Source organism: Nocardiopsis alba DSM 43377, from assembly GCF_000341225.1.
Classification (GTDB): domain Bacteria; phylum Actinomycetota; class Actinomycetes; order Streptosporangiales; family Streptosporangiaceae; genus Nocardiopsis; species Nocardiopsis alba.
Window position 1 is genome coordinate 13,487 of sequence record NZ_ANAC01000033.1, and the last position, 25,849, is coordinate 39,335.

The window sequence follows — 25,849 nt, forward strand, 5'->3', positions numbered from 1 at the left end:
AAGGAGAACCGATGCGCCTGCGCCGCGGCGGCCCCGAGGACGCCCCCACCCTGCTGGCCTTGTTCGACGAGGCGGTCGCCTGGCTGACGGCGCGCGGTTCGGCCTCGCAGTGGGGCACCGAACCCTGGTCCGGGATCCCGGAGCGAGTGGCGTTGGTGGAACGGATCGCCGGCGAGGAACTGTGGCTCGCCGAGATCGACGGAACCGTCGCCGGGGCCCTGGCCGTCGCCGAGACGCCCATCTCCTACGCCCCTCCGGTGGACGAACGGGAGCTCTACGTCCACCTGCTCCTGGTCTCGCGGGGCCACGGCGGACGGAACGTGGGCGGCCGGCTGCTGGACCACGCCCGCGGCCTGGCCCGGGAACGGGGGATCTCCCTGGTCAGGGTCGACTGTTGGGCCGGCGGGGACGGGGAGCTGGTCCGCTACTACGAGGGACAGGGGTTCACCCCCTCCCAGCGCGTGCGGGTACGTGACACCGAGGCGCAGGTCTTCGAGGAGCGGGTCCTCCCCCGCCCCGCCCACGGGGGCTAGCGCGCGCGACGCACCTTGTCGGACTCCTCGACGAGCCGGTCGATCATCTGCCCGGTGAGCTCCGGGTCCGGCGGGGCCAGTCCGGCGATCGCCGCCATGTACAGGCCGTCGCCCGCGCGCAGGATGATCTCGGCGAGGACGGGGTCGGTGAGCTCCTCGTGCAGCAGTTCGCGCCAGTGCTCGAACAGGTACTGCACGTGCCGGACCGCCTCCTCCTCCAGCTCCTCGTGGCTGCGCAGGGCCGCGATGAGCGCCCAGTACAGCTCCTTCTCCTCCGGGCTCTGCGGCAGCGAGGTGCGCAGGAAGACCCGGACCAGGCCCTCCTCGCTCTCGCGCGCCTGTCTGAACTCCTCCTCCGCGAGTTCTCGCAGTCGCTCGATCAGCCCGTTCACCATGGCCGCCTTGGACGGGAAGTGGTAGAGCAGCCCGCCCTTGGACACCTCCGCCTCCCTCGCCACGGCCTCCAGGGTCACCGCGGAATAACCGCCCCGGATCAGGGTGTCCTGTAGAGCGTCGAGGATGCGGTCGCGTGTGTTCGAAGTACTCACGATTGACACTGTACCGTCCGGACGGTACTGTACCGTCTGGACGGTCGAAGAGTCCCGAAGTGTGTCTCGAGCCCACCCGGTCGACCAGGCTTCCCGTCCGCCCGGACGATCTCCGCACTCCGCCGGGCCACCTCCGCGAGCTCGACCGAGCCGCGATCCACCCCGCGATCGATGACGAGGGAATGATGAGTACCGCCGAGGCCGGAAACGGCTCCACCCGCGCACACGCGAGCGACGGGAGGCCGCCCGCGCTCGCGGGGCCGCGCGAGTGGGCCGCACTCGCCGTCCTGGTCCTGCCCGTGCTGTTGATCTCGGTCGACATGACCGTGCTCGGCTTCGCCGTGCCCGCGCTCAGTGAGGCCCTGAGCCCCACCGCCGGTCAGCTTCTGTGGATCATCGACATCTACGGCTTCATCCTGGCCGGGCTGCTGATCACCATGGGCTCGCTCGGCGACCGGATCGGCCGACGACGACTCCTCATGATCGGTTCCGCCGCCTTCGGCGTGGCGTCGCTGATCGCGGCCTTCTCGCCCAACGCCGAGGTGCTGATCCTGGCCCGCGCCCTGCTGGGCGTCGCGGGCGCCTCGCTCATGCCCTCGACCCTGTCGCTGCTGCGGAACATCTTCCTGGACCCCCGACAGCGCCTGCTGGCCATCGCGATCTGGGCCTCCGGTTTCTCCGGAGGCGCGGCGCTCGGCCCCATCCTGGGCGGTTGGCTGCTCGAGCACTTCTTCTGGGGTTCGGTCTTCTTGATCAACCTGCCCGTGATGGTGTTGATCCTGATCCTGGTGCCCCTGCTGGTGCGCGAGTCGCGTAACCCCGACTCCGGTCGGATCGACCTGGTGAGCGTCCTGCTGTCCCTGGGCGCCATGCTGCCCGCCGTGTACGGCATCAAGAAGCTGGCCACCGGCGGTGTGGACGTGCTGCCGTTCGTCTCGCTCGTGTTCGGTCTGGCCCTGGGCTACCTGTTCGTCCGCCGGCAGAAGAAGCTCGACGACCCGCTCATCGACGTCCACCTGTTCCGCAACCGCGTGTTCAGCGTGGCCGTGGTCACCAACCTGATGATCGTGTTCTCGATGGTGGGGTCGCTGTTCTTCCTCACCCAGTACCTGCAACTGGTGCTGCACGTCTCGCCGATGCGTGCCGGCATGGTGCTGGTCCCCGGTCTGGTGCTGTCCGTCGTGGCCGGTCTGGTCGCCGCCCGCGTGGCCCGGTACCTGAGCCTGGCCACCGTGATCGGGGTGTCCCTGCTGGTCACGGCGGGCGGGTTCGCCACCCTGATCTTCACCCCGGCCGACGACGTCAGCCGGGGTGTGACCCTGGTCGTGATCGCCTTCGCCCTGATCGCCCTGGGCACCGGTTTCGCCGAGACGCTGACCAACGGCGCCATCATGTCGGCGGCCCCGCCCAAGCGGGCGGGCGCGGCCTCGGCGATCTCCGAGACCGCCTACGAGATGGGCGGCGCCCTGGGCGTGGCCATCCTGGGCAGCGCGTTGACCGCGTTCTACCGGGCGCACCTGACCGAGATCGACGGGGTGCCGACCGCCGCCACCGACGCCGCCCGGGAGACCCTGGGCGGTGCCACCAACGCCGCCGATCAGGTGGGCGGCGCGGCCGGTGCCACCCTGCTGGACAACGCCCAGCTGGCGTTCACCAACGGCATGCACATGACCTCGACCATCGCCGTGTTGATCGTGCTGGCCGCCGCGGTCCAGGCCTGGTTCCTGCTGCGCGGGCAGGGCAACCCGGCGGTGGAGGGGCAGGCCACCGACGAGGAGCGACGCGAGGAGCCCGAGGCGGAGGCCACCGTCGAGGAGGAGCGTCCGGAGACCGTCCTGGCCGCCGCCGACGCCACGAACGACGGCGCGGACGACACCGTCAGGTAGTCGCCCCACGCACCGCACGGCCCCCGGAGAAAGGCTTCTCCGGGGGCCGACGCGTATGCGGACTTCAGTCTCCGTAGGGCGGCCGAGGCAGTCGCAGCAGCTCCACGTCCTCGCCCGGCCCCTCCGGCGGAACGACCGCGTAGGCCTCCGCCAGGGCGGCGCCCCACAGGCTCGCGGGACGGTCGTGACCCACCGGCACCGCCCCCTCCGGCCCCAGACGCACCGCGACCAGCGAGGTCCGGCCCGGTCTCCCCCGCACCTCGCCGACCAAAGGTCTCCGGCCCGCGCCGGCGGTCGGTTCCGTACGGCCGAGCATCCCGGACAGCAACGGCACCAGCAGGGTCAACGAGGCCACCAGCGCCGCGTTCGGGTTACCCGGTAGCCCCACGAACACGGTCTCGTCCGAGTGCGCCAACAGCTGCGGATGTCCGGGGCGACAGTCCACCCCGTCGACCACCACCTCGGCGCCCGCCTCCCGCAGGACCGTGCGCAGATGATCGGCCGGCCCCTTCGATGAGGATCCGCACACCACCACCACGTCGGCCTCGGCGTCGGCCAGGGCCGCGCCCAGCTCTTCGCGCCCGTCGCCCAGGTGGCGCGTCCGTACGGCGCTCCCACCGGCCCAGGCCACCACCCCGTCCAGCATCGGGCCGATCGCGTCCCGGACCACCCCCGCCCCGGGCAGCCCCTCGACGGCGATCTCGTCCCCGGTGACCAGCACCTCGACCCGGGGAGTCCGCACTCGCAACAGGTCGTGTCCGAGCGCCGCCGCCAACCCCAGGACCGCCGGGGTCACCTCCGTCCCCGCGGGTAGCACCGACTCCCCCGGGGCGATCTCCTCGCCGCTCCAGCGCACGTGCCGGCCCCGCTCCACTTCGCCGTGGATCCGGTCCTTCACGACCGTGGCCGCCTCGTAGGGCAGGACGGCCTCGGTTCCCTTGGGCACCAGCGCCCCCGTGGCGATCTCCACCGCCTCGCCCTCGGCCAGGCAGACCTCCGAGACCGGAACACCCGCCAACCGCACCCCCACCGGACGCCAGGGCCCCATGCCGCGGACCGCGTAACCGTCCATCGCCGATGCGTCGAAGGAGGGCGATCCCACCAGTGCCCTCAGATCGTCCGCCAGCCGCCCGCCCAGCGCCGAGGCCGACGGAAGCACCCCGATCGGACACCCCCACCGCTCCCCCAGCCCTCGGGCCAGCTCACGCGCCCGATCCCAGGGGGTGGAACCCCGATGGCCACCGCACTCCGCCACGACCATGCCCTTTCTTCGCCGCCAGGGCGCGTCCCCGACCGATTCGACGCGCCCGAGGCGGACGCTACCGGGCGCGCGGGGCACCGTCGCCGACCGCCGCACCCGCCCCTCGAACTCCGATTTGCCGTCTGTCGAATCTCCGCTAAAGTCTTTACCAGCAGCAAGGCGCGGCCCACGGAAACGGGGGCGGCCCGGCAGCAAGCGGACGTGGCTCAGCTGGTAGAGCATCACCTTGCCAAGGTGAGGGTCGCGGGTTCGAATCCCGTCGTCCGCTCGGAGGAGACATACGGGTGAGCGATCACCCGGCGTGTACTCGGTGGAGTGGCCGAGAGGCGAGGCAGCGGCCTGCAAAGCCGTCTACACGGGTTCGAATCCCGTCTCCACCTCGAGCAGTATCCGGGGCGATTAGCTCAGTTGGCTAGAGCACTACCTCGACACGGTAGGGGTCACAGGTTCGAGTCCTGTATCGCCCACCCCGGACTAAGGCCGGAATCCACAAGGATTCCGGCCTTAGTCGTTTCCCCGCCCCCGTGACGCACGCCCCACCGACCCCACGGGCAGCGCGTTTCCACGAGCACTCACGGACGCCCCTTCCCGCGAGGCGTCCGACTCATCATCGAGAGCGGAGACTTCTACGCGAGGCGCTGCGCTTCGACTTCGACCAACGACGGCTGGTGCACGCCTCCTCCGAACGAAGGCATGAAGGGGGCCATGATCAGCCAACTCGACCACCCCATGTGAAGTAGCGTTCAGACCAATGAGGATCGCGATCATCGGCTGCGGCGGAAGTGGCAAGACCACCCTCGGACGGCGGCTCGCAACCGCCCTCGACGCTCCGCTCACCCATCTGGATGTCCTGTACTACGACGACGAGTGGAACACCCTGCCCAAGGACGAGTTCGCCGCCGTACAGGAAGAGCTGGTCGCCCAGGAGCGCTGGATCATCGACGGCAACTTCGCGTCCACCCTGCCGATCAGGCTCCAACGCGCCACCACGGTGATCTTCCTCGATCTCCATCCCCTGACCTGCCTGGCCGGTATCGCCCGACGACGCATCAAGCACGGCGGAGGACAGAACGACGCGACCGGGGTCTACGACCGCATCCACTGGGGGTTCATCAAGTACGTGTGGGGCTACCGCACAACGATGGGGCCGCGGGTCCGCAGCCTCATCCTCGAACACGGAAGCCACGCGGACGTGCACATCGTCCGTTCACGCCGAGCCGCCGACCGGCTGGTCGAACAGATCATCCGTACCGCGGGCGGCGAGAACTGATCGACGGGGAGGCCGGCCGCGCCTCCCACTGAACACCCGTTCCTCGATCCCACGCGCATCCGCGGCGACCTGTACGCCCGGCCGGAGAAGTCGGCCTCACGCACCGGCTCCCTCAAAGCAGCACGTGTCCGTGGCACACCGCTCCTAGGGACGCTCAGCCGAGTGGTGGGGCGGATCTCCATGGATACCGGCCACCAGAGCACGGAGCGCACACCTCTGAGCGCAGCCACCTACGCCGGACACGACACCTGCACCTAGGCACACGGCCCGGGCCCGACATCGGCAGGTCCGCTCCCCCACACCCCCTCAGCCACGGTCGCCGATCCCCCCGAAGAGGAGATCGGCGACCGTCCATCCCCACCACACCTTCAACGTGGACAGCACCTTGAGCGCCGTTGAAACCACAGAATCCCGCTTGAGAAAACGCACCGGTTTCATCTGCTTCAACATGGACGCCCTGATCGGAGGCGTTGAGACAGGCACCACTGCTCCTATGTGGTCGCGTCGGTCCTTCAACGTAGACGTCCCAAACAGGGACGTTGAAACGCGGATGGCGTCCGCAGAAGCGGGGTTGTCACCGGCCCTTCAACGTAGACGTCCCGAGCAGGGACGTTGAGACCTCCACCATCTGGTGCACGTAGTCGATCGTCGCGGCCCTTCAACGTAGACGTCCCCGAACAGGGACGTTGAGACCCCGGGCGAGCAGGGGACCCTGTCCAGTCATCCAGCCTTCAATGTAGACGTCCCGAACAGGGACGTTGAGACGGCACCCAACCGGCTCCGGTGGCCCGCCGCCACCACCTTCAACGTAGACGTCCCGAACAGGGACGTTGAGACACGGATCCGTTCAGGGCGCGTCGCTCGGCGTGGGGCCTTCAACGTAGACGTCCCGAGCAGGGACGTTGAGACGGTCATGGCGGCGTTGCTGGAGCGTTGGGCCAAGCCTTCAACGTAGACGTCCCGAGCAGGGACGTTGAGACCCGGGTGTAGCGGACGCCGTGGGCGTCCAGGATGTCCCTTCAACGTAGACGTCCCGAGCAGGGACGTTGAGACCGGGTGACGCGGGCACGCACCCGCGCCCAGGAGGACCTTCAACGTAGACGTCCCGAGCAGGGACGTTGAGACAGCGCGTGAACAGGCAGAACCCTCTGGAAGAGCCAGGGAAACTCTCGCCCCAGGCCACATTCTGGGTGTTTTGTGGGGTTTTGTACTTGGGAACCTCCCGGGGATATGGCGGGCACTTGGGGTTCGCGTTTCAGAACAGGTCGATCGGCATCGGTGTGAGCACGCCCGCGGATTTGCCGCCCGGGATGGGACGACGGTGCGCGGCCGCGACGGTGAGCACTCCCAGCGGGGCCAGGCCTTTCCGCTCCAGACGAGGTGTCGGCTGATCAGCAGGCTGAGGCTCCAGGTTCGGGTGGGTGAGCAGGGTTTGGACGCCGTCCAGGTCCAAGGGGTGCTTCCACACGGGCCAGAGCATGATGCGTTGCCGGTTATGGCGGTACCACAGGCCTGAGCGCAAGTGTCTGCCATCACCGGAGAGCGGCAGCAGTGGTAGGGCTTGGGTGGCCAGCCAGGTCGCGCCGGGTACACCGTTGGGGGTGGAGGCGCCGGTGGTGGTGTCGACCGCTGTGCGGATGGCTCGGTGGTCGAGGTTCTCCCCGGTGCATCCGTCCAGACGTTGCCATCCGGTGAGTGCCTGGTGCAGGACTGCGGGGTCTTTGAGGACCAGTTCCAGGGGTTTGGAGAAGAAGGTGGCGGCTTTTTGTCCGCCTGCCGGGGCCATGAAGGGCGTGAGTGCGACGCGCCCGTCCTTGTCGGTGGCCAGGTCGGTGACGATGGTGTGCAACCAGGCCGGGGCGTGTTCGCCGCCTAGTTGATGGGTCCGTTCTCGTAGCTCCTGTAGGTGGTGGCGGGGCACCCGCAGAGGGTCTTTGCCGACACCGATCTGGGGTGGCCAGGCCGCCTGCACCTGTGGGAGAGCCCCTCCCGTGGGGATGTCCTGGACGATGCGGTGCAGAGCGGCGCTGATCTGTTCCACGTCGCCGAGGGGGCTGGTGATCTGCGCGGTGGCCAAGAACGGGTCGAAGGAGAGCCGCACTCGACCTGGGCCGAGGTGTTGGTGGAGTAGGCGCAGCACGCCCAGGCCGGTGAGAAAGCCCAAGGGGTCGCGTCCGTCCAGGGCCGGCAGCGCCACCGTGTGTACCTCGGCCGCTGTGGCGGCGGGGGTGGGGTGCTGGTGTGGCCGGGGTGGGGTGTGCGTTGTGGTGGTGACCGGCCGTCCGGCCGAGCACCACATGTCGGCCATGCGCACCACCGCTTCCAGCAGGGTCAGCTTCCACCGGCCATGCGTGTGGTTGAGGCGGGCGAACCGGGCCGGAGAGCTCCAGTCCAGCAGGTCCGCGGTGTCCACCGTGGTGTCGGTTCCCGGGATCGGTACCTGGACCGGTGCGGGGTCGGGTACCGGTGGCAGCAGGGGGCGGGAGCGGCCGTGGTGGGAGGCCACCAGGTGCAGCACCAGGTCCCGTACCTGTTCGTCGAGGCCGTGGGAGTCCAGGTGGTGTTGGGCGATGCGGGCGGAGAGCCCTTCATGGCGGGTGCCGGGCGGGTAGCCCGAGGCGTGCAGTGCCTGCTCGCGTGCGGTCGGGTCGGTCGGGGCCTGGAGTGACTTGGCGAGCACCTGCCCCTCCTGTATCTGGGCGGCGGTCAGGGGGAGGCCTCCGCGCAGGATCGTTTGGAAGCGGGGGTCGCGTTTGCCCTCGTCGTGGTACAGGCCCGCCAGGTAGACGGCGTGCACCTCGGTCTCGGTCAGGCCGATGTTGCGGGCGAAGGCCGCGGCTTGGCGGGCGACCTGGTCCTGGTGGTCGTCCAACCACACCGGTTCGGGTTCGTTGGTGGTGGAGGCCGACGCCTCGTCGGTGTCTCCGCCCCGCAGTACCCTGCGTGCGGCCAGCACGATTCTTCCTCGCAGCGACTCCTGTTCCGCCTCGCTCCCGGTGTCGGCGGAGGTGCGGGGCTCTGTGTCCTCTGCGGGCAGGATCTTCACGCGCAGGCTGTGGCTCTCGGCGGCGTGGGCGAGCCGGGTCAGGTTCGTGGCCAGCGGATGCCGTAGGTGTTGCTCTTGGATGAGCGTGTCGACCTTTTTCAGGGCCGCGCGGTAGTCGCCTGGTTCGGGGGCGCGGCCCCTCTCTTCGGAGGCGTCCTGGACCGCGAGCAGCTCTTGGAGTGCTTGCCGGAGGGCCTGTGCGGGTGCGCCGGCATCGTTCGCATCGACCAGGCCCGAGGTGTGGATCAGGCGCTGGTCCAGGCGCACGGTGGGGAAGCCGCGGCGTGAGGCCAGGTCGGCGACGTCCACGACGGGTCCGGTGTGCTGCTGGGGTGCCCATCCGTAGCGGTCGCATCCGCCGAAGGCGCTGGGCAGGATGAGGGTGTCTCCCGGGCGGACCTGGTTCAGCGTGATGCGTTCCAGGTCGCGGTGGCCGCGGTAGCGCAGCACGTACTCCTGCTCGGCCGTCTCCTCCACATCCTGGGGGGCGGGGGCCGTTTCGAGGTCGGCGATCTGGCCGGCCGCCTCGTGGTGGCGGTTGCGCCAACGGCGCAGGGCCGTCAGGGAGACCTGGAGTTGTTCGTCGCTGCTGGGCGGTACCAGCCGCAGCCGCTCGACCACTGTCTGGGAGATCTTTCCGGTCTTGTCCAGGCAGGTGTCGGGGTGGATGTCCTTGCGCCAGAGCACGGTGACGTCGGGGTCGCGGGTGTCGAGTCCGTGCAGGAACGGTGCCACGGGTGGGTCGGTCACGGGGGTGGGGCTGGTGTGTTCCCAGGACCGCAGCACCCCCGGGTGCATCACCGGGGGCGCTTGGGCCTGTTCACGCATAGCGGCCCGCTCCTCCTCGCCGGCTTGGGCGAGCAGCGCGGTGAGGGCGGTGGGTGAGACCTCGACCCCGGTGCCCAGCTCCTCCACGACGCAGGCCCGCTTGGGCTGGGTGGCCAGCGGTGGGCACAGGCGGGACAACAAGCGCCAGGTGCCCTGGCGGGCGCTCCCGTAGACGGGGTCCTCGTCTTCCACGGAAGGGTCGTGAACGATGACCGCGGGTGCCCGCCAGCCCCGCCCGTCACCAGTGGCGGGGGCTTCGCGGGTTTCGGGAGTGCGGGCCAGTCGCCCCAGGCGTTGGATGAGGGCGGTCATGGACGCCGACTCGCTCACCAGCGCATCGGCGTCGATGTTGGCGCCCACCTCCACCGTCTGGGTGGCGACCACGTACAACGGCTCGCTCTCGCGGCCGTGTTCGCGTTTGACCTGGATGCGGTCGTAGAAGGTGTCCATGAGGCGTTGCCGGTCCACGGGGCGGCTGCGTCCGATCAACAACACCCTCTGCTCAGGTGCGATCTGTGCCTGGGCCAGAGTGGTGAAGACCGCTCGGGCCCGGGCGACGGTGTTGCACACGACCAGCACCACCGGGCCGGCCATGGGCTGCGCCTCGGCCAGGGCTTGGGCCCAGGCGGCGAGCTGGGCGGTGATGACCTGTGAGGCGTTCTTCTTGGTGACCTTCTCGGGTTCGACCAGGTGCATCCACCTCGGCGAGGTCAACCGGCGCGACGCCACAGGGTGGGCATGATCGGCTTCCCCGATGGAGTGGGTCCGGCGGGCGGCACCGTCTTTGACGGTGGCCGACATCTGCACCACGCGCGGCCGAGCGAGCCGGTGCTCGGGTTGGTCGGCGATGGCGGCGTCGATGCTGGTGAGCATGGCCTGGGCCAGGTGGGCCTCATCGACCAGGATGAGACTGTCGGTGCCCACCAGGGCCGCGTCGATGGGGCGCAGCCGGTCAGAGACACCGTAGCCACGCAGAAACAGGCGGGAGCCGATCTGGTCGACGGTCCCCACCACCAGGGCGTGGCGGTCGGGGCGTTGGATCCACTGCCAGGACCAGGTGGTGCCGCCCCGCATCCGTGTGACCTCCACGACCGGGCCCTGGTCCTCGGGCTGGCGCAACCGGTCGGCGATCGCCGCCAGTACGGCGAGGTCGGCGGCGGTGCGGTCGGTGCTCGGTGGTGTGTGTCCGTTGAGCAGGTCGGCGATCACGTTGGCGTGTTCAAAGGCCTCATCCACCACCAGGCGGCGGTCGACGATGAAGAACACGCGGCGGCGCCGATCGGCCGCTCCGGCCGCGGCGGTGTACAGGGCGATGTCGAGCAGGCTGGTCTTGCCCAGCCCGGTGGGCACGTCCACGGCCTCGGGCCAGTCCTCACCGGCCAGGAGCCGATCGGCCAGCGCCGCCTGCCAGGGGAAGGGGTCGTGGCCGTGCACGGCCTTGAAGAACTCGGTGAACGTGGGCAGTTCAGCCGGTGACATCGGCGACCTCCTCCGAGCGAGCACGGTCATCGACCGTGGTGCGGAGGCTGGCTGTGGGGTGGGGTTCGAACAACCCCAGGCCCAGGTAGCGCATGGATCCGACCAGCACGGGTCCCACGACGGGTTCGGGGAACTCGATGCGGGCATGCAGCACCCACCGCCGAGGCCGCCCCACAGGGTAGGTCCCCTTGCGGGGGCGCAGCATCGCCCCCGGTGTCAACGGGGCCTGGGAGACCTGCACGTGCGAGGGGGCGGGGTAGCCCGCGGTCACCACGGAGCGGGCGATGCTGTCGGTGGGGTCGCTGTTGCGGCGCACGAACCGGTCCAGCATCAGCGGGGTCGCGCTCACCCACACCCGCGAACCCGTTCCGGGGGCACTCCAACGGGCCGGGTCCAACGCCTTGGTATTGGAGCCTTCCGTCTGCAAATGCAGGGGGAAAACGGGGCCGTAGCCGCGGTTGAGGTGGGTCAACGGCTCCTCCACCAGGGCCCGGTGCACCGCTTGGGCCGCCTCGGGGTCCACCTCGTGGGGCAGCACCACCGCCAGGCCGTGCAGGGCACCGCGAGCGTGCCGATGGCCGACCTCAGGCAGCCCGAGGAAGCCCACGTGGTGCCGGCGCGGATCGGTGTGCCCGGACACCTGTCCGGGGATGTTCTCGCCGATCCGTGCCATCACCGTGTCGCGGAGCTTGTCGGTCAACGTCAACAGCTCACCGGAAGCGGGCAACACCACCTCGTTCCCGAAGGCGAACACCAGCATCGTCCCGAACGGGCCCCGCACCACCTCGGGCTCTTCCACCGCCGGGGCGTCAGGGGTGGCGTAGCCGATCGTGCGGCGCACGTCCCACGCGCTGTCCCCCTGGGTGAAGGCCCGGTCCAAAGCCTCCAGGTAGCCCGGGTAGGGCACGCCCAGCGCGGTCGTGGCCCGCTCGCCCAACGCCACGGGGGTGTAGACGGTCCATTCCGGCCGCGGGGCGGGGCTGGTGTGTACGCGGATGGCGACGGTGCTGGTGGACCGGCCCAGGTAGGGCACCTTCCACGCCAGCTCCGCCAACGCCTTCTCCACCTGCGCGGGTGGGTCGACCTCGGTCCACACGAACGCGAACTCGCCTGTGTCCGGGATGCCCGAGACCCGGGTGAGCGGGGCGGTGGTGCGCCCGGGCAGGGACTGGCTGCCGCCCTTGCCCGAGGTCTTGTTGGTCACCACATACCCGTCCGAACGAAACCGCGCCCGCTCGGGCAGGTTCCCCGCCCACACCTGGGGTGGTCCCTGGTTTTCCAACCAGACCAGGGCTTGGCGCTCCTCCTCGGTAGGGGCCGAGGCCACCAGTGCGCAGAACAGCCGGGAGGGGGCGGGGGGCCATTCCACGTTCTCTCGCCACCCATCGGCGGCGTCATAGCGGCCCTGAAGGAGCCGCACGCTCATCACCAACGGCATAGGGCTACTCCCCCGGCTCGTCGGACTTGGCCACCGAGTACTCGATGGCCTTGGCCAGCGCAGGGACCGGCTCCAGGGCGATGGTCTCCTGGGACATGGTGATGCCAGCCTTGGCGGTGCGCTCGCGCAACTCGTGGAACGCCTCGATCGCCTCACCTGCTCCCAAAGAGATTTCTTCCCGTGCTCGGCCCTCGCCTTCGAAGACCAGGCGCTGGCCGGTGTGGATCAGGTCGCAGCCTGAGCGCAGCCACACCGAGGGCCCACCGAACGCCAACCGGTCCCCGGCCAACGCCAACGCGGCCAGTGTGGCCCGGGCCAGACGCACCGCCTCCACCGGAGCATCCCCGAAGCGCAGCCGTGCCAGAGCGGCCATCGACAGCCACCCCGCGCGCCGGGCGCCGGTGATGGACACACCGCCGTGGGCGGGGTTGGGAGCGATGTTGCCGTGGCCGCGTTCGCTGAGCTTCTCGCCCTTGGTCTTGGCCTTCTTCTCCCCCGGGATCATGAACTCCCAGTCGTCCTTCGTGGAGTCCTTGACGGCACCGGTGAGGTTGACCGGGTCCATCCGCCCTCCCTGGCGCCGGCCCAGGCGCGGGTCCAGGCCGACGATGGAGGAGGAGTAGGCGCGGGCGAACCGGGTCTGGTGGCCCTTGCGGTGAGAATCCCAGCCGCCGAACAGCAGCGACTCGGGCGAGTACTCGAACAGAGCCCGCACATCCCTGACGGTGACCGAACGGATCTTCTGCCCCACCTCGGTCTTGGCGAAGCGCACCCCGTCGATCTGGCTGTCGCGCAGGTAGGCGTCGGCGAACCGGTGCGGCATCTCCAGCGAGGTGATCCGTACCGGACCACGTGAGGTGGGGGTGGTGAGTTCGAACAGCGGCAGCCGGATGCGGCCCTCGTCCCGGGCCTCCAGCAGGGCGGTCTCGACACGGTTGGCCTGGCTGGGCACCTGGTCCAAAACCACGACCCATCGCTGCTCGCCGTCCACCCAGTGCTCCTCGGCCAGGTAGGGCGAATCGGCCAGCGGATTCTCCTGCTCCTGGCTCTTGTCCCTGGGGTAGGAGGGCGGGAACACCTTGTCACCGGCGGCGGGCCGGTACTCGGCCTGAGCCGACACCCCCGCCCAGGGACGCTCGGGCCCCACCGCGGCCAACAACAACTCCAGGAACTGACTGGACATCAACGTCTCCTTACAAAAGGCGAGGGGGTTACGTGGCGATGGCGGTGACCAGCGGGGTGAAAGGGGTGTTGCAGCGGTGTGGGTAGCACCGGGCAACACCGTAGAGGCAGGATGTGACAGAACCGGGTGCTAGTCTGCCGATCCGGCAATCGCCAAGCATCTGTGATGACTGAACTCGGCCCGCACGAACTTGGAGTGCGCATGAAAACCCCAGCAGGTTCCCAAGCAGAAAACCGACAAAATGCCCGCCTGGACGGGTTTTCCGTCTTCTTTCAAATGCCTGCTGCGGATATCTGCTGATCAGATGCCGTCTCAACGGCTCCTCGGGAGCCGTCCGCGTTGAAGGACCTTGGCCGGTCTCTCTTTGCCCGACGCGGGGATGTCTCAACGGCTCCTTGGGAGCCGTCCGCGTTGAAGGTTGGGATCGACGCCGCGTCCGGCGCCCTGGTGGGCGTCTCAACGGCTCCTTGGGAGCCGTCCGCGTTGAAGGAACGCCTCCAACGTGTCGATCCACGGGGCAGCCGTCGTCTCAACGGCTCTTTGGGAGCCGTCCGCGTTGAAGGTCCAACATCCGGGAGCAGCATAAACAGCTCTACCAGTCTCAACGGCTCTTTGAGAGCCGTCCACGTTGAAGGTACGGCAAGACCGGCGCCCCCTACAACGAGATCTAGTCTCAACGGCTCCTTGGGAGCCGTCCGCGTTGAAGGATGGGGATGCCGGTCCGGGCCACCGTTCTTGGACGGTCTCAACCGCTCTTTGAGAGCCGTCCACGTTGAAGGGGCTACGACGATCGCCCCATCGAAACCGTCGACGTGTCTCAACGGCTTCTTTAGGAGCCGTCCGCGTTGAAGGGCGACCTCGTCCAGCTCCATATCCAACGGAGGGTCGTCTCAACGGCTCCTTGGGAGCCGTCCGCGTTGAAGGCTGAACGAGTTCATCGGAACCGACTCCTCCATCGAGGAGTCTCAACGGCTCTTTGAGAGCCGTCCGCGTTGAAGGGCGCAGTACGCGACCCGTATCCAGTGGGTGTACGAGTCCCAACGGCCCCTTGGGAGCCGTCCACGTTGAAGGGCCTGGCCTGAGTCCGTGTGCTCCTGTCACACGGGCCCAACCGTCATGAGAGAGCCGCTTCAGAGTCACCGCTTGCGCACCTGAGCGCTGGTCACCTGCGAGTTCCTGGCGATCTTCCGCCTGCCCCCTGCTTGGGGGGACCTGCGCTCGTAGAGGCCGCGTTCCTTCACGAGTCGGCCCCAGCGCTCTTTCCGGTCGAAGCGATCACCGATCGCCTTCCCATCGGGCAGTTCCCCGTGTTCCTGTTCCCACTCCTCAGCCCACGCCCAGGCTCGGGCCTGGAACGGTGAGTGGGGCAGGGAACCTTCTTCTGCCCCGACGCATCCACAAGGTGCAGACCAGCTCGCGGTGAGGAAGCCACCCCCTTAAGGTCCCGCTCATCGTCTGCGGACGCAGTGCGTACGCTCTTGGCCGTGTTGCGGAACTCGCGCATGAGCAACTCGTACGCACCGATCAACGCGAACGACGGCCAGGCGTAGATGGGCCGAGCCCACCCCGGACGAAGGCCGGAATCCACATGGATTCCGGCCTTCTCCATTCCCATCCCTCCGTTCCTCGACGGCGAGCTCGGGCCGAGCCACCGCCGCCCAAGCCCCGACCTCAGGCCTGGGGGATCAAGACGGCCAGGCGCCGCGCGGCCTCCGCCACCGCCACGCCGATCGCCTCGGGGTCCTTCAGTTCCAGGACCGAGACCCCCACCGCGGCCACGGGCTTGCCCTGCCGCCCCATGACCGGGGCGGAGACGCCGCTCACCGCGTGGGTGACCTCGCCGTGGGTGATGGCGTAGCCGCGGCTTCGGGCCTGGGTCACCTCTTCTCGTTCCTGTTCGCGCGGCGGCATCGCCGAGAGGAGGGCCAGTCCCGCCGAGCCCTGGTCCATCGGGTCGACGCGGCCGGCTCGGAAGGCGATGTGCGCGTGCGCGCCGCGCGGTTCGACCACCATGAGCGCCCTGGCCTCCGCTTCTCCTTCGGGGACGACGAGGTGCGCGGTGGCGCCCTGGGTCTCCGCCAGTTCCATGAGGACGGGTCCGGCGACGGTGCGCAGGTCGACTTCGACGGCTTCGGCCAGTGACACCAGGCCGGGCCCGAGGGTGACGCGTTTGGAGGGGTCGCGGGTGCACAGGCGGTGCTCCTCCAGGGTGCGGATCAGCCGGTGGGCGACCGTCCGGTGCACCCCGACCCCTTCGGCGACCTCGGAGACCGTCAGCCCGTGTGGGTTGCGCGCGAGCAGCTCCAGCACCTCGATGCCGTTGTGGAGCGTCTTCGACGTCTTGGTGTCGGGCCGGTCTCCCTGTGCAGGTGGCACGCGTTTCCTTTCGGTGGCGGACACACGTCACCCCCTTGACGGGAGTGACGTGTGACACGTACGTTAACTTTTAATCGCACGGCGCGTGCGATTATAGCACACCGGAGATTCATGGACACCCCGACGGCCTCCCAGATCCACCAGTTCTACGCGCGGCAGTCCCACCTCATCGACTCCGGTCGCGCGCGGGAGTGGGCCGACACCTTCACCCCGGACGGCGAGTTCCACTCACCGACCTATCCCGAACCCGTGGTCGGGTCCGCGGCCCTGGCCGACTTCGCGGCCGGGTTCCACCGCCGGGCCGCCGAACAGAGCGAGGTCCACCGGCACGTGGTCACCAACGTCTGGGTGCGCTCCGACGAGGAGGCGCCCTTCGACGGCGCCGTCGTCGAGGCCTACCTCCAGGTCCTGGCGACCACGATCGGCGGATCGACCCGCATCCTGCGCATGACCACCCTGACCGACCACCTGGTGGTCTCGGAGGGCCGGTGGTCGGTCGCCAGGCGCGAGGTGCGCCGCGACGACTCCCCCGCCTGAGACTCGCCCCTCACCACGAGACCCCACTCCCCTCATCCTGAAAGGAACCCCCGATGACCCAGCACGAGGGCACCGGCCCCGCACGCGTCGACGACCGGCCGGTGACCGCGCTGTATCCCGAACTGCTCGGCACCACCGCGGTGGTCACCGGAGCCGCGCGGGGTATGGGCCGCGCCTTCACCCGCGCCCTCGCCCTGCGGGGTGTCAACGTCGTGGCGGCGGACATCGACGACGCGGCCATGAAGGCGACCGCCGAGGAGATCAACCGGAACGCGGCGGCGGAGGCGCTCGTGTCGACCCCCGGCAGGGTCCTGGCCCGCCGCGTCGACGTGACCGTCGCCGAGCAGCACGACGAGCTGGCCCGCGTCGCCCTCTCCGAGTTCGGTTCCCTCGATTCCTGGGTGAACAACGCCGGGATCTTCCCGTACGCCCCGGTCGGGGAGATCGACACCGACCAGATGAGCGCCGTGCTCGACGTCAACGTGCAGGGCGTTCTGCACGGGGCCCAGGCCGCCGCCCGCCACATGCGTCCGGGCGCGGCCATCGTGAACATGTCCTCGATCTCCGCGGTCCGGGTGCGCAAGGGGCGCGCGGCCTACTGCGCGTCCAAGGCCGCGGTGGCGCACCTGTCGGAGTCGTTGGCGGTCGAGCTCGGGGACCGGGGTATCCGGGTCAACTCCATCGCTCCCGGTTTCATCGACACCGAGATGACCCGCTGGCTCCAGGACGACCCCGAAGCCCTCGCGGCCGCCATGGACCGGGTGCCGCTGCACCGGGTGGGCTCGCCCGAGGAGGTCGTGGGGGTGCTGCTCTTCCTGCTCTCCGACAGCAGCAGATACGTGACCGGCCACAGCATCGCCGTGGACGGGGGGTCGCGCCATGTCTGAGGCCCACGAGCACGACGTGATCGTGATCGGTGGCGGCGGTGCCGGGTTGGCGGCTGCGGCGAGCGCCGCCGAACGGGGGGCCAGGGTCCTGCTGTTCGAGTCCGAGACCGAACTCGGCGGATCGACGCAACTGTCGGCCGGTCTGTTCACCGCGGCGGGCACCAGTGTGCAGGCGGCGCTCGGCGTCGAGGACTCCCCCGAACGCTTCTACCAGCACTACATGGACCTCAACCAGTGGATGCTGGAGCCCGGGCTGATCGAGACGTTCTGTCGGCGGAGCGGTCCGGCGCTCGAATGGCTCATCGGGCTCGGCGTCGAGTTCCCCGCCGTGCTCTCCACCAACGCCCACACGCCCGGTCTGACCCGGGCCGGGGTGGAGGACGTCTGGCGCGGCCACGTGCCCAAGGACCAGGGGTACGGGCTGGTGAGCGTCCTGGCCGCCGCCTGCCGGGAGCGACGTGTGGAGATGGTCTTGAACACGCGGGTCGAGGACCTGTTGTTCGAGGACGGACGTGTGGTCGGCGCGGTCGCGGACGGCGTCGAGGTGCGCGCGGCGGCGGTCGTGGTGACCACGGGCGGCTTCTCCCACGATCCCGCCCTGTTGGAGGAGCACTATCCGGACGCGCTGAGGTCCGGCGCGGACGGCTTCGTCGTCGCCGCCGAGGGCAGCCGGGGCGACCACCTGCGCTTCGCCGACCGGGTGGGGGCGTCGGTGACCGGGTCGGGGTGGGGGCTGATCCTGCCCACCGCCTACTTCCAGCGTCGGCACCACTGGCAGTCGGGGTTCCCTCCGCTGTCGCGGATCCACGTGGACGGACGGGGGCTGCGCTTCATGGACGAGGACGCCTCCTACGCGGTCTCGACCGGCATCATCGACGCGCGGGGCGGCCGGGTCTGGTGTGTCTTCGATGAGCGGGCGAGGAGGTCCCTGCCCGCCGGTTACTCCGACTGGACCCCCGACCGGATCACCGAGGAGGCCGAGGCGGGTCGCACGCTCCGCGCCGACACGCTGGAGGAACTCGCCGGCATGATGGGCGTCCCGGAACGGGCCCTGGTCACCACGGTGCGGGACTGGAACGAACAGCTGCCGCACGGCCGGGATCCGCTCTTCCTGCGGCACCGCACCCTGGAGGCCAAGGGGCTGACCTCACCGCCCGACCCCATCGGTCCCGGGCCGTACTACGCCGCCCGGTACCTGCCGACCGAACTGGTCTGCACCCACGCCGGGCTGGCCGTGGACGACCGCGCCGCCGTCCGCGACCGTTCCGGCCGGCCCATCGACGGCCTCTTCGCCGCTGGTGAAGCCGGTGCCGGGGTGCTCGGTCCCCGCTACGTCGGCGGCGGCAACGCCGTCTCCAACGCCGTCACCATGGGTCGCCTCGCGGGCCTCGAGGCGGCCGCCGGGCTCTGACCCGGAATCCCCCGATTCATCAGGGCCGCGGTGTCCGATCCCGGCCCGACCTGCCCACTAGGAGGCAGCATGTCACTGGACCCCCAGCCGTCCCGGACCCCGGAGCGGACCTCAGAGCGGACCTCGGATCACGGCGACTTCCGCTCACGTCTGAAGGTCATCCGCGCCGCGGTGCTCGGAACGATCGTGGAGTACTACGACTTCGGCATCTACGGTTACATGGCGACGTTCGTCGCGGCCCTGTTCTTCGTATCGGACGATCCGACCGCGGCGATGCTGGGCACCTTCGCCGCCTTCGCCGTCGCCTTCTTCATGCGGGTGCCCGGCGGGATCTTCTTCGGCCACATCGGTGACAAGTACGGGCGCAAGCAGGCGCTGTCGTGGACCATCCTGCTCATGGTGCTGGCCACGGCGCTGATCGGGGTACTGCCGAACTACTACACCCTGGGCATGTGGGCGACGAGCATGCTCGTCTTCTGCCGCTGTCTCCAGGGGTTCGCGGCCGGCGGCGAACTGGGCGGGGCCAACGCCTTCGTCGCGGAGTCCGCCCCGGCGCGTTGGCGCGCCACCCAGACCTCGCTGGTCAACTCCGGCACCTACCTCGGTTCGCTCTTCGCGGCCCTGGTCGCGCTGACCGCCACCAGCGTCTTCACCGATCAGCAGATCCTCGACTGGGCGTGGCGGATCCCGTTCCTGCTGAGCCTGCCGATCGGTGTCATCGGCCTGTACATCCGCAGCCACCTCGACGACACCCCGCAGTTCAAGGAGCTCAGCGCCCAGGGTGAGACCAAGAAGGTCCCCGTGCGCGACCTCCTGGTCACCAACTGGCGATCGGTCGTGAAGATCGTCTGCCTCGGCGCCGTGATCACGGGCGGGTACTACATCGCCTCGGTGTACGCGGCCACCTACCTTCAGACCACGGCGGGGCACTCCTCGCAGGTGGCCTTCGCCTCGACCTCGGTGGCCATGGTGCTCGGGGCGTTGACCCTGCCCTTGTCCGGTTATCTGGCGGACACCGTCGGCCGTAAGAAGGTCCTGTTCATCGGGAGCGCCGGAGCCGCCCTCCTCGGCGTGCCGATGTTCATGATGATGGCGGCGGGGCCCGCCTGGGCGGCCTTCGTGGGCCAGTCCGTGCTCTTCATCCTCGTGTCGGTGGTCAACGGCGCCTCGTTCGTCACCTACGCGGAGATGCTCAGCGCTTCGACCCGCTACAGCGGCATCGCCCTGGGCAACAACGTGACCAACACGCTTCTGGGCGGGACCGCCCCCTTCATCGCCACCTGGCTGATCAGCGTCACCGGGAACGACCTCGCCCCCGCCGGCTACTTCGTTCTCACCGCCCTGATCACCCTGGGGGCCGTCTTCTTCGTGACCGAGACGCGCGGCAGCGAACTGCGCATCGACTAAGGAGCGGTTCATGGACCACCACGGACTCAAGGGTCTCACCGTCATCGTCACGGGCGCCGCCACCGGCATGGGCCGCGCCGAGGCCACGGAACTGGCCGCGCGGGGCGCCCACGTATGGATCGCCGATGTCGCCGAGGACCCCGGCCGCGAACTCGCGCGCACGCTCACGGATCGTGGGGGCCGTGCCGAGTTCTTCCGCCTCGACGTGACCGACCCCTCGGCGTGGGCGGACCTGCGCGACGCGCTCACCGAGGGCCCGGGCGTCGTCCACGGCCTGGTGAACAACGCGGGGGTGAGCCACCGTCACGGCATCGTCGACACCGCCGACGAGGACTGGCAGCGGGTGCTCGACATCAACCTGTCCGGAATCTTCTACGGCATGAAGTACCTCGCGCCCCTGCTCAAGGCCGCGGGCTCCGCCTCTGTGGTGAACGTGTCCTCCATCGCCGGGATGACCGGCTACTTCGCCGCCGGGTACGCGGCGAGCAAATGGGGGGTCCGCGGCATCAGCAAGACCGGTGCGCTGGAGTTCGCGCCCTGGGGCGTTCGGGTCAACTCCCTGCATCCCGGCCTCGTGGACACGCCCCTGCTGTGGTCCGGCGCTCCGGAGTTCGTACACGAGAGCCTGCGCTCGGTCCCCGCCGGGCGGGTCGCAACACCCGAGGAGATCACCGACGCGGTGCTGTTCCTGCTGTCCGACGCCTCGCGCTACGTCACCGGAACGGAGCTGGTCGTGGACGGCGGGATGACCTCGTCCGGGCTCTACCACCGTCTGCTCTCGGGGCTCGGCGACCAGGAGGCGTGAGGGAACGGCCGAGGCCCGGTGCGGCTCTGTGGCAGCCTCGCCCCCACTCCGGTGGGGGTGGCTCCCCTTCTCGTGGCGTGGGACTGGTTCGGCAGTACGGCTCTACCGGGTTCGTCCAGGGTGACGCGGTGAGTCGTGGCCTGTGGTCGGTATCGATCTCTGCTCCATAGGAGGACGACCGGTCTTCTGTGGTGGAGGCGGTGGTGGTCGGACGATCCCCGAAACGCCCTCCGTTCGAGGCGACCGGGCTCATCAGCGAGAGCAAAGACCCCGCTCGAGGCGTCCCGATGGTGGAGGCACACGTTGGTCGGGGGCCGCACCCGAAGTGCGCTTCGGGTGCGGCCCCCGCGGAGGGTCCCGATCGGAGCCGCCGGGTCTCCAGGCCCTGTGCTCCGACATCCAGCCGGCCCTCACGATCTATGGCTGCTCCGACCCGTCGAGTGCGGAGCGCTCTTCCTCGCATCGTTGCGCGAAGGTTCGTGGAGGGGCCGGAGGTGGTGGTGACACCCCCGGCCCGCTCCCCCACGACCCCACCCGGATCCAGGTCCGGGCAGGGCCTCGCCACCCGAAGGCGGCGGGGCTTGGAAGGTATGGCGGTACGGGACCTGACGGAGCTCGCGAAGAGGTGGTCCGCGATGTCCGAGGTCGACCGCACCGTCACGCCGGCTTTCACACCGCTGGCGCGGTCCGCAGGCGGATCATCGTCCGGGTTCGGTGAGCAGGCGTTGGACATCGGACTTGAAGTACCGGCGATGTCCGCCCAGAGTGCGGACCCACCGCAATCTGCCTTCCTGGGCCCACAGACGGACGGTCTTGGGATCCACCCGGAACGCCTGCGCGACCTCCTGGGGTGTGAGCAGGTCCATGGGGTCGACATCCGGCTGCGTCATGTTCTTCTCTCAGGGGGTCGTTATCGGGGGTCGTGGAAGTTCAGGGGGTTGGGTCGTGTGCGCCAGGCCCGTGTCAGGGGCGCGGAAGTCGTAACAGGGAGAGGTTCAGCGCGCCGGTGTCCGTGTCCGGGCGGAGTGCAGTGCGGCCAGCACCTGGACCAGGCGTCCTTCGGCGTCGTCCAACAAGGTGTTCCTGCGGGCTTGGCTGTTGCCGGCCCATTGGGCGCGGGTGAGGTAGCGGGCGGCGTCCTCGGCAGCGCTCGCCCCGGCCAACAAGGTGGGGCCGCAGGCCGGGCGGGCGGCCTGGTCCCACGCGGGACGGGTGCCCTCGGCTTGTCGGCGGCGGGTCTGGAGGGGAAGTTGGGCCTGATCCCACAACAGGTAGGCCTGCTCCCGACCTTCCTGGTCGGCCTCGTAGGCATCGAGAAGCCTGGTCAGGAGCTCGTGGGAGGGGCGGATGCGTCCGGTCTCGATCCGCGAGACCGTCGACTGATCCACACCCGAGAGCCGGTAGCCGCTCAGCCCGGCCACTTTGCGCAACCGTTTCAGGTGGACGCCGAGCGCTTTCTTGGACTCGGTGCACAGGGAGTCCGCGTCCTGGTCCACCTGGGTCTCCTTGGTCTTCGCCGGCACGGGCCGGTCATCGTTCATGCGGGGTTCGGACTGTTCGGGGCCGGTCATGTGCGCTTCGAGAGCGGTCGACCGAGGCCGAAGGACAGACTGAGCGGAAGCTTCTCTGTTCTTCCGGGTCAGCTGTCACTCGGAGGGGGCCCAGGAGGGCGCCGGCAAGGGCGCGCCTCCTGGGACACCGGACGGGCCACGCGTTGCTGCTGCCAGGCCGCAAGTGCCCCGTCGTCTTGGTGGGAGTTGCTAGGCGAGGGTGCGCACCAGCGCGTCCCAGGCACTGCCCGGCAACGTCAGTCGGACCTGGTCGGGGTTCTGGGTGTCGCCCATCAACACGTTCCCGCCATCAAGCAGCTTGGCGGCGGCGCAGTTGGAGGCGCCCTGAGAGGCCTCGGCCTTGTGCCACACCCCGGCGGTCAAGGACCTACGACCCTGGGTCTCCACGATCTTCATGAAATATCCTCTACCTGCTTGTTCTTGCGGTTGAAACCCCGGAAGGCGGCGGCCACCGCCCCCCGGGAGACGAGCCCACGCGGGCTCTTCGGTGCCCTCACTCGTACGGTGAGGGCACCGAGTCTTTTCACGACCCGATCAGCCGGTCTCAGTGGAGGGAGTAGGCCGCACGGGAGAAGCGGTGTACTCCGAGCGATCGGGTGCTGCGGTCCGGGAAGCCCGGTCGGACCGGGCGAGGGTGGTCAGAGCTGCGATCGGCGGCTCTCCCCCACCCGGCTCACGTGGCGACAAGCCCCGCCACCGCCCCCAACCCGCGGCCTCGAACACCTTCCGCAACCCCTCCGGATACCGCGCCACCAGCCGAGTGTCCGCACCCTGCTCCTGGGCCTGTTCGGTATAGACCTCGGCGGCGCCGACCATCCCGGACAGGTGCGTGATCCCCCATCCGCTCCCCGGAGCCAGCCGAGAAGCCAACGCCTCCACCAACCCTGTGACCTCGGAATCCTCCAGGTGGTCCAGGGTCAGGGTGGAGAGCACCCCCACCGGCGCCGACAGATCCAAATGCTCACCCAACGCGTTGACCAGCGTCTCCGGAAACCTCAGATCGAGGTCGAGCACCCGCACGTTGTACCCCCGAACCTGAGCCGGGTGCTCCCACCACGCCCTAACGGCAGCCAAGGCGGCCAGGTCGTGGTCGACATAGACCGTCCTCGCGCGGCTTCCCCACAACACTCGGCCGCGTTCGTGTGGGGCGCGGCGCATCGCCGGTAGCCCGCACCCCAGATCGATCACCTGGGAGAAGGAGCGGCAGACCGCGTCGACCACACCTTCACGGGCTTTGCGGTGCACCAACATCTGCCCCGCCAGGCCGGGTGAGGCCTCGGCCATCTTGACCGCGACGTGGCGGTCCTGGCTCCAGGAATCCTTGCCGTAGTCCAGGTAGTCGAAGGTGCGTGCCGCGTTGGTCAACGCCCATTCCTCACGGTCGAGCAGGGTTCCGCTGCGGGCCGCGCCCCAGGTCATGGTCATCGCTACTCCCGCGTTCGCGTGGTGGTTCGGATAGGGGGCGGTGCCTGTGGTGCGGGCTCGCTGGACGTGGTCGACGGTGCCCTGGAGGTAGTAGTAACGACGGCCCACATGGAGTGCGGGGATGGTGCCTTCGCGGGCCCAGCGGGCGGCGGTCGCATACGACACCCCCCACTGCAAGGCGGCCTGGGCGGGGGTCAGGAGGTCGTCCATGTCCGACCTCCCATGGCGAGGTAGCGCTTGACCGCGACCCCGAGCTCCTGGGTGCCGGCGTCCTGTTCAGCTTGTTCGGCTTCGCGTAGTTGCCGTTCCACGCGGGAGCGTTCGTCCAAGATCCCGTCGACCAGCAGCCGGGCCAGGCTTAGCCGGTGGTCGACCCGAGCCAATCGCTGTTGGACGCTCAACCGGCCCAACAGCCGCAGCGCACTCAACTCCGCGGCCGCGCTCTGCTCCGTCACCCCTGAAGCGGGAGCCGGTGGGCCAGACGGGGGCCGAGGGGTGCGCCGGGGAAGAGGGACCGGAGGCTTCGGCGGGACAGGACGCTCGGGTTCGGGGGCCGAAAGGAACCCGGCCCAGTGCGCGAACCGGCGCCGAAGACCGAACCAGCTCTTCCGAACCTTCGGGATGACCGAGGTAGTGGAGGTATCAGCGGCCTTGGGGCGGGTGAGGGTCCCCGCCCGGGCTGTCGGGGCATACGTGCCCCTCCGGGACGGCTGGGCGTGCCTGCCCCGCTGTACCGATGGAGTGGGTGTGGTGGGTGGGAGGGTGCGTCGGACCTGTGTCGGGATCATGCTCACGGTGTTCTCCTTGGTGCTGGTCAGGGAAGTTCGATCCGGGCCTTGACCGTGACCGGTAGGCCTGCGCATCCGTCCCAGTCCCAATAGAAGGAGAGTGAAGCCACCCGACCCAGGCCACCGCCGTGGCTCTTCTGCTCCGGAAAGGAGAGCTTCTTACGACCGGGGGTGGGTCCGGCGTCGGTGACCGTGATCGACAGCAGGTAGCGCGAACGTTCCAGCATCAGCGTGAGCGTCTGATCAGGAGCGCCCGAATACGAGTGCTGATGGGCGTTGTCCATCAACTCCCACGCGATCAACGACGCCCGGTTCGCGATCTCGGCCGCGGCCATCGGGTTGGAGATCCCCCGAGCCGCATGCCGACGCACCCAATTCTGAGCAGCAGCACGAGCCGCGACCGTGTGCCGCACCCGAAGGCCCAGCCTGTCGGGGTCGGGGTAACGAAGGACTTGGTAGGCAGAGGACAAAGGCCTGTCGTGGCGCGGCCTCAGAGCAGTACAATTCATGGCAGCTCACCTCGGTCAGATCGGGGTGGGTCACACGCCCTGAAGCCGGGTTGCAGCGGCTCAGGGCGTTTTTCGTTCTATTTGTCTCGTTCGCACCAACGCGCGGAACGCCCCGGTGGGCGTCTGTCATGCATCAAAGCTGAACAACTCGCGTCACCGGACTGGCAGCTCTTCCCAGCAGCACCTTCCGCTTCAGGGTGGATTGAAGTGGCGCTGTGAAGCATCTACGGAAACTATGCACACCCCCAGCTCCAGGGTCTATGAGAACAAGGCAACTGTTCTTTCTTGAAGGTTGGGGTGGTCAGATGTTTCATTTTGTTGTTGACTGTTCTCATGAGTGGGAACGTCAAACAAAAGTGGGTAGCGTTCGGCAAGGAAGTACGACGACACCGCAGCGAGCTGGGGCTCTCCCTGGCTCAAGTGGGCAAACGTCTAGGTGTAACCGGATCCCTGGTGGGGCAGATCGAGCGAGCAACTCGGATCGCAAAAAGGCCCTATGTGGACAAAATGGACGTTCTCTTCGGAACTAAAGGGGAACTGGTCAACTTCTGGGTCGACACCCAGCGAGAAGGACGCGTCCACGAAGACTTTCGAGACGCTTTAGAGCTCATCTCAAAAGTCCTCGCTGTGCTTGGCCAGATGCTTGTAGCAGATGAGGATG

Annotated in this window: 22 protein-coding genes, 3 tRNA genes and 2 CRISPR repeat arrays; of the genes, 12 read left to right on the forward strand and 13 right to left on the reverse strand. The window is 68.9% G+C overall.

Features of this window, described 5'->3' with window-relative positions:
- Positions 1-11 precede the first annotated feature (11 nt).
- Entirely contained in the window at positions 12-533 is a 522-nt protein-coding gene (locus tag D451_RS0125110) for a GNAT family N-acetyltransferase (RefSeq protein ID WP_017536455.1), read from the forward strand.
- On the opposite strand, the gene D451_RS0125115 is transcribed toward D451_RS0125110, so the two are convergent.
- Complete coding sequence (locus tag D451_RS0125115) at positions 530-1,081, reverse strand: TetR/AcrR family transcriptional regulator (RefSeq protein WP_026125359.1); 552 nt, start codon at positions 1,079-1,081, stop codon at positions 530-532. The two genes, D451_RS0125110 and D451_RS0125115, sit on opposite strands and share 4 nt — an antisense overlap.
- A 185-nt stretch (positions 1,082-1,266) precedes the next feature.
- Between D451_RS0125115 and D451_RS0125120 the strand changes: the two genes are divergently transcribed.
- The gene (locus D451_RS0125120) at positions 1,267-2,967 is read left to right on the forward strand and encodes an MFS transporter (protein ID WP_036568733.1); all 1,701 of its coding nucleotides are present in this window, start codon (positions 1,267-1,269) and stop codon (positions 2,965-2,967) included.
- A gap of 64 nt (positions 2,968-3,031) precedes the next feature.
- Here D451_RS0125120 and D451_RS0125125 read toward each other — a convergent pair whose 3' ends face one another.
- Positions 3,032-4,228 (reverse strand): molybdopterin molybdotransferase MoeA, encoded by a 1,197-nt coding sequence (locus D451_RS0125125; protein WP_017536457.1) that lies wholly within the window; start codon positions 4,226-4,228, stop codon positions 3,032-3,034.
- A 195-nt stretch (positions 4,229-4,423) separates the two neighbouring features.
- On the opposite strand from D451_RS0125125, the gene D451_RS0125130 reads away from it, so the two are divergent.
- From D451_RS0125130 to D451_RS0125145, 4 genes are all read left to right on the forward strand, one after another.
- A tRNA-Gly gene (locus D451_RS0125130) sits at positions 4,424-4,496 on the forward strand.
- 41 nt (positions 4,497-4,537) lie between these two features.
- Positions 4,538-4,608 (forward strand) — tRNA-Cys (locus D451_RS0125135).
- A gap of 13 nt (positions 4,609-4,621) precedes the next feature.
- Positions 4,622-4,695, forward strand: a tRNA-Val gene (locus D451_RS0125140).
- A gap of 284 nt (positions 4,696-4,979) precedes the next feature.
- Positions 4,980-5,498, forward strand: a complete 519-nt coding sequence (locus tag D451_RS0125145; RefSeq protein WP_017536458.1) for a P-loop NTPase family protein — start codon at positions 4,980-4,982, stop codon at positions 5,496-5,498.
- Between the two features lie 306 nt (positions 5,499-5,804).
- On the opposite strand, the gene D451_RS28125 is transcribed toward D451_RS0125145, so the two are convergent.
- From D451_RS28125 to D451_RS0125170, 5 genes are all read right to left on the reverse strand, one after another.
- Positions 5,805-5,948 carry a hypothetical protein gene (locus D451_RS28125; protein WP_161628234.1) on the reverse strand — a complete coding sequence of 48 codons (144 nt, stop codon included), beginning with the start codon at positions 5,946-5,948 and terminating at the stop codon, positions 5,805-5,807.
- Between the two features lie 278 nt (positions 5,949-6,226).
- A CRISPR array of direct repeats spans positions 6,227-6,623; the repeat unit is 37 nt; unit sequence CCTTCAACGTAGACGTCCCGAGCAGGGACGTTGAGAC.
- 130 nt (positions 6,624-6,753) lie between these two features.
- On the reverse strand, positions 6,754-10,851 hold the full coding sequence (gene cas3g, locus D451_RS26900; protein WP_017536460.1) for a type I-G CRISPR-associated helicase/endonuclease Cas3g: 4,098 nt from the start codon (positions 10,849-10,851) through the stop codon (positions 6,754-6,756).
- Positions 10,838-12,289, reverse strand: a complete 1,452-nt coding sequence (gene csb2, locus D451_RS0125160) for a type I-G CRISPR-associated protein Csb2 (protein WP_017536461.1) — start codon at positions 12,287-12,289, stop codon at positions 10,838-10,840. The genes cas3g and csb2 overlap by 14 nt, the downstream gene beginning before the upstream one ends.
- 4 nt (positions 12,290-12,293) lie before the next feature.
- On the reverse strand, positions 12,294-13,472 hold the full coding sequence (cas7g, locus tag D451_RS0125165) for a type I-G CRISPR-associated RAMP protein Csb1/Cas7g (RefSeq protein WP_017536462.1): 1,179 nt from the start codon (positions 13,470-13,472) through the stop codon (positions 12,294-12,296).
- A gap of 309 nt (positions 13,473-13,781) precedes the next feature.
- Positions 13,782-14,251: a CRISPR direct-repeat array (repeat unit 37 nt; unit sequence GTCTCAACGGCTCCTTGGGAGCCGTCCGCGTTGAAGG).
- A gap of 892 nt (positions 14,252-15,143) precedes the next feature.
- Positions 15,144-15,848 (reverse strand): IclR family transcriptional regulator, encoded by a 705-nt coding sequence (locus D451_RS0125170; protein WP_017536463.1) that lies wholly within the window; start codon positions 15,846-15,848, stop codon positions 15,144-15,146.
- Positions 15,849-15,959: 111 nt separating this feature from the next.
- On the opposite strand from D451_RS0125170, the gene D451_RS0125175 reads away from it, so the two are divergent.
- From D451_RS0125175 to D451_RS0125195, 5 genes are all read left to right on the forward strand, one after another.
- Positions 15,960-16,385, forward strand: a complete 426-nt coding sequence (locus tag D451_RS0125175) for a nuclear transport factor 2 family protein (protein ID WP_017536464.1) — start codon at positions 15,960-15,962, stop codon at positions 16,383-16,385.
- 53 nt (positions 16,386-16,438) lie between these two features.
- A complete protein-coding gene (locus tag D451_RS0125180; RefSeq protein WP_017536465.1) occupies positions 16,439-17,272 on the forward strand; it encodes an SDR family NAD(P)-dependent oxidoreductase in 834 nt (277 codons plus the stop codon).
- Positions 17,265-18,683, forward strand: a complete 1,419-nt coding sequence (locus D451_RS0125185; protein ID WP_017536466.1) for an FAD-dependent oxidoreductase — start codon at positions 17,265-17,267, stop codon at positions 18,681-18,683. The genes D451_RS0125180 and D451_RS0125185 overlap by 8 nt, the downstream gene beginning before the upstream one ends.
- Positions 18,684-18,752: 69 nt before the next feature.
- Entirely contained in the window at positions 18,753-20,090 is a 1,338-nt protein-coding gene (locus D451_RS0125190) for an MFS transporter (protein ID WP_017536467.1), read from the forward strand.
- 10 nt (positions 20,091-20,100) lie between these two features.
- Positions 20,101-20,895 carry an SDR family NAD(P)-dependent oxidoreductase gene (locus D451_RS0125195; protein ID WP_017536468.1) on the forward strand — a complete coding sequence of 265 codons (795 nt, stop codon included), beginning with the start codon at positions 20,101-20,103 and terminating at the stop codon, positions 20,893-20,895.
- A gap of 698 nt (positions 20,896-21,593) precedes the next feature.
- Here D451_RS0125195 and D451_RS0125200 read toward each other — a convergent pair.
- From D451_RS0125200 to D451_RS0125225, 6 genes are all read right to left on the reverse strand, one after another.
- Entirely contained in the window at positions 21,594-21,761 is a 168-nt protein-coding gene (locus tag D451_RS0125200) for a BldC family transcriptional regulator (RefSeq protein WP_014910824.1), read from the reverse strand.
- 129 nt (positions 21,762-21,890) lie between these two features.
- Complete coding sequence (locus D451_RS0125205) at positions 21,891-22,436, reverse strand: helix-turn-helix domain-containing protein (protein WP_051067498.1); 546 nt, start codon at positions 22,434-22,436, stop codon at positions 21,891-21,893.
- Between the two features lie 219 nt (positions 22,437-22,655).
- Complete coding sequence (locus D451_RS0125210) at positions 22,656-22,862, reverse strand: DUF397 domain-containing protein (RefSeq protein ID WP_017536437.1); 207 nt, start codon at positions 22,860-22,862, stop codon at positions 22,656-22,658.
- 138 nt (positions 22,863-23,000) lie between these two features.
- Complete coding sequence (locus D451_RS0125215) at positions 23,001-24,101, reverse strand: helix-turn-helix domain-containing protein (RefSeq protein WP_017536471.1); 1,101 nt, start codon at positions 24,099-24,101, stop codon at positions 23,001-23,003.
- A complete protein-coding gene (locus D451_RS0125220) occupies positions 24,086-24,346 on the reverse strand; it encodes a hypothetical protein (protein WP_017536472.1) in 261 nt (86 codons plus the stop codon). The genes D451_RS0125215 and D451_RS0125220 overlap by 16 nt, the downstream gene beginning before the upstream one ends.
- Positions 24,347-24,705: 359 nt before the next feature.
- Positions 24,706-25,092: an ATP-binding protein gene (locus D451_RS0125225; protein WP_338047372.1), complete on the reverse strand. Its 387-nt coding sequence runs from the start codon at positions 25,090-25,092 to the stop codon at positions 24,706-24,708.
- A 429-nt stretch (positions 25,093-25,521) separates the two neighbouring features.
- On the opposite strand from D451_RS0125225, the gene D451_RS27585 reads away from it, so the two are divergent.
- Positions 25,522-25,849, forward strand: a 328-nt coding sequence (locus D451_RS27585; protein WP_152473007.1) for a helix-turn-helix domain-containing protein, incomplete at its 3' end; no start/stop codon positions are given.